Below are 7,799 nucleotides of genomic sequence, written 5' to 3'. Positions count from 1 at the left end.
CCTTGCCCTCAGGGGTGGCGGTCGAGCGGATCACCCCGTGCGGCACCGGCTGCACGAAGCGGGAGTAGACGTCCACGAAACCGGCGACGGACTCGTCGACGAACGAGGACGGGTCCCCGAAGATCTTCGTCATTCGAACGGTCTCCTTCGATCGCTCAGAGGGTGCGGAACGGGGCCCAGGGCGTCTGCTTGGGCAGGACGCGGCGGATGTACTCACGGTTGGTGGCGCCGACGCTGATGCTGTCGCCGCCGTAGTGCTCCACGCAGAACGTGCCCCGGAAGCCGGACTCGACGGCGATGGTGATGGCCTTGCGGTAGTTGATGGTGCCGAACTCCAGCGGCGCCGGGTGCGTGCGCACCGAGCCGGTGCCGGGCTCCTCGTCGCGGTAGTAGTTCTTCAGGTGCCAGTAGTTGGTGTGCGGCAGCATCTTCGCCGCGATCTCCTCCCACGGCTCCACGGGGCGGTGCAGGCGCCAGATGTTGCCGAAGTCGGGGTTGAGGCCGACGTTGTCGTAGCCCACCTCGTGGATGAACTGCACGGCCGAGTCGGCGGTGCCGAGGTAGGTGTCCTCGTACATCTCCAGCGCGATCTGCACCCCCACCTCCTGGGCGTGCTTGGCCAGCTCCTGGATCTTCTTGACGGCGGTGCGGCGCGCCTCGTCGGAGAAGTCGTCGGAGTAGCCGGGCTCCAGCCAGAACCACAGCGCCTTCGCCTGCGCCGGCGTGAAGCCGCGCATGAACCCGAAGTTCACCAGCGGGATGCCGATGGCGGCGCAGGCGTCGATCGCGCGGTGCGAGTAGGCGAGGTTCTCGTCGGCCTTCTCGTGGTCCATGACGCTGCGGCGCGAGGTGGAGAACGCCGGGATGCTCAGGCCCGCGGCGCGCACGGTGCGGGCGAACTCCTGCAGCCGCTCCGGCGGCAGGTCCGCGATGCGGATCCACGTGTCGGTGGGGTCGATGCTGGTGTACCCGGCGTCGACCATGACGTCGAGGGTCGCGGCCCACCCCTCGGCGGACTGGTCCTGCACCGACGTGCCGTCGGCCAGCACGCCGGGGTGCGGCATCATCGGCACGGTGATCGGCCAGTTCTCCCGAGTCAGGACCTCGGGGTAGCCGTCGAAGACGGTCGTGCGCTGGGTGGGCTGTGCGGCGTCGTCGCTCACGTCATCGCTCCATCGGGACCCGGGGTCCCAGATTCTATAGAAAATCAGGACGGGGAGCAGACTGCCGCACCTCGTCCGAGCTGTCAACGTCCCGCGCCCCGTCCGCGTGCCCGCGCCGACGGCCCCGCACCGGGGGTCAGCCCGGGGTGGCCCTCGCCAGCACGCCCTCCAGGTGCACGCGCATCGCCGCGGCCGCCGCGACCGGGTCGCGCACCTCGAAGGCCCGCACGATCGCCTCGTGCTCGGCCACGCTCTCCGCGGAGTCCGGCACGTGCTGCTCCACCTGGTGCAGGCGCTGCACGAACCCGCGGAAGGAGTCCAGGGTGCGCACGATGAACGGGTTGCCGGTGCCCTCGGCGACGAGCTCGTGGAAGGCCCAGTCGGCGGCCAGGTAGTCCTTGAACCCGCTGTAGCCGGGCCCCGTGGGGGCGTGCCGCTGCCGCTCGACCGCCTCGTGCAGCCGGGCGACGAACGCGTCGTCGGCGCGGGCGCAGGCCCGCTCGGCGTTGCCCGGTTCCACCAGCAGGCGCACGTCGACGAGCTGGACGAGCTCGCGCGCCGACAGCAACGGTGCCGCCCGGTAGCCGCGGCGGGCGCTGCGCACCACCAGGCCGGTGCCCTCCAGGCGCGCCAGCGCCTCGCGCACCGGGGTGGCCGAGACGCCCAGCCGGTCGGCGAGGCCCTGCGTGCGCAGGGCCGAACCGGGTTCGACCCCGCGGCTCATGAGCAGTTCCAGCAGCGCGTCGTGGACGGCGTCGGTCACCCCGCGGTGCCCCTCGCCCGTCCACTCGCCCGCGCCGGCCGGGCGCGCCGGTGCCACGGCGGCCGGTGGTGGGGTTCCCATGGCACGCGGACGTTACCGCCCGCACCGGGTCCGTCCCGCGCACCGGGCGGGCGGCGTCTAGCGTGGCGCGCGTGAGCGCACAGGGGAACGCGACGGACGGCGGCCGGGCGAGCGGCGAGGGGGAGGACCTGTCCGCGCAGGCGCGGCAGGTGGCCCAGGACGAGGTCGTCGACCTCGCCCGCGACCTGATCCGCATCGACACCTCCAACCCCGGCGACGGCTCCGGCCCCGGCGAGCGGGCCGCCGCCGAGCACGTCGCGGCCCTGCTGCACGAGGTGGGCCTGCAGCCGGAGTACGTCGAGGGTTTCCCCGGCCGCGGCAACGTCGTCCTGCGGATCCCCGGCGACGAGCGCGGTACCGCCGAGCGCGGCGCGCTGCTGCTGCACGGGCACCTGGACGTCGTGCCCGCCCGCGCCGCGGACTGGAGCGTGGACCCCTTCGCCGGCGAGATCGCCGACGACTGCCTGTGGGGCCGCGGCGCCGTGGACATGAAGGACATGGACGCGATGCTGCTGGCCGTCGTGCGCGACCTGGCCCGCACCGGCCAGCGCCCCCCGCGCGACCTCGTCGTGGCGTTCCTGGCCGACGAGGAGGCCGCCGGGGTGCAGGGCGCGGAGTGGCTCGTGCACCACCGCCCCGACCTCTTCGAGGGCGTGACCGAGGCCGTCAGCGAGGTCGGCGGTTTCTCCGTCGACCTGGACGGCCGGCGCGCGTACCTGCTGCAGACCGCGGAGAAGGGCCTGGCCTGGCTGCGGCTGGTGGCGCACGGGCGCGCCGGGCACGGTTCGCAGGTCGGCACCGACAACGCCGTCACCCGCCTGTGCGCGGCCGTGGCGCGCATCGGCGCGCACGAGTGGCCCCTCGAGTACACCGCCACCGTCCGGCAGTTCCTCCAGGGGGTCTCGGAGATCACCGGCGTGAGGTTCGACGAGGACGACCCCTCCGCGTTGCTGGCGACGCTGGGCACCACCGCCCGGTGGGTGGGCGCCACCCTGCAGAACACCGCCAACCCGACCGTGCTGGAGGCCGGGTACAAGCACAACGTCATCCCCGGCACCGCCACCGCGCTGGTGGACTGCCGGTACCTGCCCGGCCGGCAGGAGGAACTGCTGAGCACGATCCGCGAGCTCGCCGGTGAGCGCGTCGACGTCGAGACCGTCAACGAGTCCGTGGCGCTGGAGACGGACTTCGCCGTGCCGCTGGTGGACCGCATGCGCTCCGCGCTGGAGGCCGAGGACCCCGGGGCGGCCGTCCTGCCGTACTGCCTGGCCGGAGGCACCGACAACAAGTCGTTCTCGCACCTGGGTGTGCGCGGGTACGGCTTCGCGCCGCTGCGCCTGCCGGCGGGCATGGACTTCGCCGGCATGTTCCACGGCGTGGACGAGCGCGTCCCGCTGGACGCGCTGCGCTTCGGAGTGCGGGTGCTGCAGCGGTTCGTCGCCACCTGCTGAACCGGTCCGCCCGCTCCGGCGCGCACGGATCGGCGCGCATGGATCGGCGCGCATGGATCGGCGCGCACGGGGCAGGAGTGGGGCCAGAGCCGCCGCACCCGCGGCGCGCCGGAACCCGGAGGTCCGCAGTGAGCACTCCCGAGACGTCCCGCCCGTTCGCCGTCGTGACCGGAGCCTCCACGGGCATCGGGCTGGAGCTGGCCAAGCAGTTCGCCGCCGGCGGCTACGACGTGCTCGTCGCCGCCGAGGACGAGCGCATCACCGACGTGCCGGCGCAGCTGGCCGAGGTGGAGGACGCCGCCCGCGTCGAGGCGGTCCGCGTGGACCTGTCCACCGCCGCCGGCGTGGAGCAGCTGTGGGCGGCGGCCACCGCGGGCGGGCGGGACGTGGACGCGGTGGCGATCCACGCCGGGGTGGGCGTGGGTGGCGAGTTCGTCGAGACCGACCTCGAGGACGAGCTGCACCTCATCGACCTCAACGTCGTCTCGTTCGTGCACCTGGCCAAGCTGGCCGCCCGCGCGATGGTGCGGCGCGGTCAGGGCCGGATCCTGTTCACCTCCTCCCTGGCCGCGCGCGTCCCGGCCCCCTACCAGGCCGTCTACGGCGCCTCCAAGGCCTTCGTGCAGTCCCTGGCGCAGTCGCTGCGCCAGGAGCTGGAGCAGGCGGGGGTCAGCGTCACCGCGTTCCTGCCCGGCCCCACCGACACGGAGTTCTTCGAGCGCGCCGGCATGGAGGACACGAAGATGGCGCAGACGTCCGCCAAGGACGACCCGGCCACCGTCGCCGAGCAGGCCTTCAAGGCGCTGAGCAAGGGCCGCGACCACGTGGTCACCGGATCGCTGGGCACGAAGCTGCAGGGCGCCACGGCCAACCTGTTGCCGAACGCGCCGCTGGCCAAGGGGCAGGGCAAGCTCGCCGAGCCCGGCTCGGCGGACTGACGGCACCACCACGGCGGGCCTGCGGAGCCGCCTCCTGCACTTGATGTAACCAATAGGTCACTGATGGTGATGCTGCTGTGTCAGTAGGGCGGAACTCCCCGCCCCGTGCCCCGGGCGCTGGCACACTGCCCACCTCGGCCCACCTCGCGGAGCGGGCCGGGACCGAGGACGTGGAGCGCCGGGGGAGCCGGGGTCGCGCGCAGGGGCGCGGCACCGGTCGGCGCCGGGGGAGGAGTGGAACCAGTGAGCGCACCGACACTCGTGCGTCAGGAGGCGGGCACGGGTGCCGGCCTGCCCGTGGTGGTCGCCGGCGCCGGCTCGCGGGGTCTGGCAGCCGCCGAGGCCCTGCTGGACGCCGGCGTCGACGTCGTCGTCGTCGAGGCCGCCGACACCGTGGGCGGCCTGGCCCGGTCGGTGCAGCTGTGGGGCCTGCCGCACTCGCTGAGCTCACCCGGGCTCGCGGTGGCCGCCGCGCCGCCCGTCGTGGCCCAGTGGCTGGACCTCAGCGGCGGGCACGTGGAACGCACCCGCGCCCGGCACGCGCTCGCCGCACGGGGACACCGCCCCCGGGTGCCCCGCCGCAGCACCGAGGTCCTCAGCCCCGTCGCCGGCACCGGTGCGCTGTGGGCTGAGCTGGCCCGCCGGCTGCGGGCCCGCGGTGCGCTCGTGCTGACCGGGACCACCGCCACCGGCCTGCACGTGCAGGACGGCGGGCTCGCCGCCGTGCGCGTCCAGGACGCCTCCGGCTCGCGCCTGCTCGCCTGCCGCGGCGTCGTCGACGCGCTGCCCACCCACCGGCGCCTGCTGCCGCCCGGCAGCGTGGCCGTGGCCAGCAGCCGCGACGCCCACCTGGTGCACCTGCTGGTGGAGGCCCCCGACGGCGCCGTCGTGGGCCCGCGCGCCCACGACGTGACCGCGGCCGCCCCCGAGCCCCGCGTGCGCCGGCTGACGTCCGCCCGCGCGTGGCGCCCCCGCACCCTGGCCTCGACCCGCGGCGCCGTCCTGCGCGCCGAGCTGGCCGCTCCCGGAGACGAGCTGGCCGCGATGGACGACGCCGCCCTGCGGCGCCTGGTGCTGTCCGAGCTGCCCGCCCTCGGCGTGCCCGGGCCGGTGCGCGTCCTCGACGACGTGGTCCTGCGCCTGCCCGCCAGCCTGCCGCTCACGGCCGAGGAGGCCGGCGGTGCACCGCTGCCCGGCCTGGTCCGCGTCGAGGACGGTCCCGTGGCCGGTGCCGGCGACGGGCTGCCCGCCGCTCGCGCCGCGGTGCAGCGGCTCGCGGTCCCCGTGCGCTGAGGGCACGGCGGTCCCGGGGAGCACCGCCCCGGGCCGGCGCGTCGGTGCCCCGGCTTAGCCTCTAGGCGTGCCCGACCCCGCCACCTACCGCCCCAGGCCCGGGGAGGTCCCCGACGAGCCCGGTGTCTACCGCTTCCGCGACCCGGCGGGGCGGGTCGTCTACGTCGGCAAGGCCAAGAGCCTGCGCCAGCGCCTGGCGAACTACTTCCAGGACCCCGCGGCGCTGCACCCGCGCACCCTGGCGATGGTCACCACGGCGGCCGGCGTGGAGTGGACGGTCGTCTCCACCGAGGTCGAGGCGCTGCAGCTGGAGTACTCCTGGATCAAGGAGTTCGACCCGCGCTTCAACGTCAAGTACCGCGACGACAAGTCCTACCCGTACCTGGCGGTGACCATGGGCGAGGAGGTGCCGCGCGTGCAGGTCATGCGCGGCGCCAAGCGCAAGGGGACCCGCTACTTCGGGCCCTACACGCACGCCTGGGCCATCCGCGAGACCGTCGACCTGCTGCTGCGGGTCTTCCCCGTGCGCACCTGCTCGTCCGGGGTGTTCAAGCGCGCCGCCGCCTCCGGCCGCCCCTGCCTGCTGGGCTACATCGACAAGTGCTCCGCCCCCTGCGTGGGCCGCATCTCCACCGAGGACCACCGCGCCCTCGCCGCGGACCTGTGCGACTTCGTGGCCGGCAACACCGCCCGGTTCGTGCGCCGCACCGAGCAGGAGATGCGCGCCGCCGCCGCCGAGCTGGACTTCGAGCGCGCCGCCCGCCTGCGCGACGACCTCGGCGCCCTGCAGAAGGCGCTGGAGAAGTCCGCCGTCGTCCTGCCCGACGCCACCGACGCGGACGTCTTCGCCGTCGCCGACGACGAGCTCGAGGCCGCCGTGCAGGTCTTCCACGTGCGTGGCGGGCGGGTGCGCGGCCAGCGCGGCTGGGTGGTGGAGAAGGTCGAGGACGTCGGGCCCGCCGAGCTCGTCGAGCAGCTGCTGCTGCAGGTCTACGGCGGCGAGGCCGGCGAGGCCGTGCCCCGCGAGGTGCTGGTCCCGCACCTGCCGGCCACCGGCGAGGCCGAGGTGGAGGACTGGCTCGGCGAGCTGCGCGGCGCTCGCGTGGACCTGCGCGTGCCCCAGCGCGGCGACAAGCGCGCCCTCATGGAGACCGTGCAGCGCAACGCGACGCAGGCGCTGGCCCTGCACAAGACGCGCCGCGCCGGGGACCTGACCACCCGCAGCGTGGCGCTGCAGGAGCTGCAGGAGGCCCTCGGCCTGGACGAGGCACCGCTGCGCATCGAGTGCTTCGACGTCTCGCACACCCAGGAGACCAACGTCGTCGCCTCCATGGTCGTCTTCGAGGACGGGCTGCCCAAGAAGGGCGACTACCGCCGCTTCGCCGTGCGCGGTGACGAGGGCGGCCTGGACGACACCCGCGCCATGCGCGAGGTCCTCACCCGCCGGTTCAGGCGCTCGCGCGCCGAGCGCGACGCCGGTGCGGCCCCGGTCGCCGGCCGGGCCGAGGTGGAGGCGGAAGCGGATGCCGAGACCGCGGGGGCGGGCGGGCTCGTGGTGGAGCTGGACGGCGCCACCGGCGGGCAGGTGCCCGGCGCCGTCGACCCCGACACCGGGCGCCCCCGGCGCTTCGCCTACGCGCCCAACCTCGTCGTCGTCGACGGCGGCCGCCCCCAGGTGGAGGCCGCCGCGCGGGCGCTCGCCGACGCCGGCGTCGTGGACGTCGCCCTGTGCGGGCTGGCCAAGCGGCTGGAGGAGGTCTGGCTGCCGGGGGAGGAGCACCCCCTGGTCCTGCCGCGCACCAGCCAGGGCCTGTTCCTGCTGCAGCGGGTGCGTGACGAGGCCCACCGCTTCGCCATCACCTACCACCGCTCCAAGCGCAGCCGGGCCATGACCGCCAGCGCCCTGGACGGTGTGCCCGGCCTCGGCGCGGCGCGCCGCGCAGCCCTGCTGAAGCACTTCGGATCCGTCAAGAAGCTGCGCGCGGCCACCGCCGAGGAGGTCGCCGAGGTCCCCGGCGTGGGGGGGGGGGGCGGGGGGGGGGGGGGGGGGGGGGGGGGGGGGGGGGGGGGGGCCCCCCCCGCGGCGGGCGACGCCGCCGCGGCGCGGGTG

6 protein-coding genes are annotated in these 7,799 nt (G+C 75.1%); 4 read left to right on the top strand and 2 right to left on the bottom strand.

The features are described 5' to 3' along the window. Nucleotides 1-155: 155 nt before the first annotated feature. Nucleotides 156-1,067, bottom strand: a complete 912-nt coding sequence (locus ACRYR9_RS19085; protein ID WP_432497682.1) for a sugar phosphate isomerase/epimerase family protein — start codon at nucleotides 1,065-1,067, stop codon at nucleotides 156-158. 232 nt (nucleotides 1,068-1,299) lie between these two features. Then, entirely contained in the window at nucleotides 1,300-2,007 is a 708-nt protein-coding gene (locus ACRYR9_RS19080) for a GntR family transcriptional regulator (protein ID WP_432497673.1), read from the bottom strand. 128 nt (nucleotides 2,008-2,135) lie between these two features. Between ACRYR9_RS19080 and ACRYR9_RS19075 the strand changes: the two genes are divergently transcribed. The 4 genes from ACRYR9_RS19075 to uvrC all read left to right on the top strand — a co-directional run. Further along, on the top strand, nucleotides 2,136-3,458 hold the full coding sequence (locus ACRYR9_RS19075) for a M20/M25/M40 family metallo-hydrolase (RefSeq protein ID WP_432497679.1): 1,323 nt from the start codon (nucleotides 2,136-2,138) through the stop codon (nucleotides 3,456-3,458). A gap of 128 nt (nucleotides 3,459-3,586) precedes the next feature. Beyond that, nucleotides 3,587-4,396 carry an SDR family NAD(P)-dependent oxidoreductase gene (locus ACRYR9_RS19070; protein ID WP_432497671.1) on the top strand — a complete coding sequence of 270 codons (810 nt, stop codon included), beginning with the start codon at nucleotides 3,587-3,589 and terminating at the stop codon, nucleotides 4,394-4,396. A 243-nt stretch (nucleotides 4,397-4,639) separates the two neighbouring features. Beyond that, nucleotides 4,640-5,689 carry an NAD(P)-binding protein gene (locus ACRYR9_RS19065; RefSeq protein WP_432497668.1) on the top strand — a complete coding sequence of 350 codons (1,050 nt, stop codon included), beginning with the start codon at nucleotides 4,640-4,642 and terminating at the stop codon, nucleotides 5,687-5,689. Nucleotides 5,690-5,756: 67 nt separating this feature from the next. Next, nucleotides 5,757-7,799 (top strand): excinuclease ABC subunit UvrC (uvrC, locus tag ACRYR9_RS19060; protein WP_432540211.1); only part of this gene is annotated, 2,043 nt, incomplete at its 3' end.

The organism is Kineococcus auxinigenes, from assembly GCF_050871525.1.
Classification (GTDB): domain Bacteria; phylum Actinomycetota; class Actinomycetes; order Actinomycetales; family Kineococcaceae; genus Kineococcus.
This window is presented reverse-complemented; position numbering and strand designations above follow the sequence as displayed.

Excerpts from the sequence above, each read along its gene's own strand:
- ACRYR9_RS19080 (WP_432497673.1), bottom strand. The coding sequence starts at position 2,007 with ATGGGAACCCCACCACCGGCCGCCGTGGCACCGGCGCGCCCGGCCGGC.
- ACRYR9_RS19085 (WP_432497682.1), bottom strand. The coding sequence starts at position 1,067 with ATGATGCCGCACCCCGGCGTGCTGGCCGACGGCACGTCGGTGCAGGAC.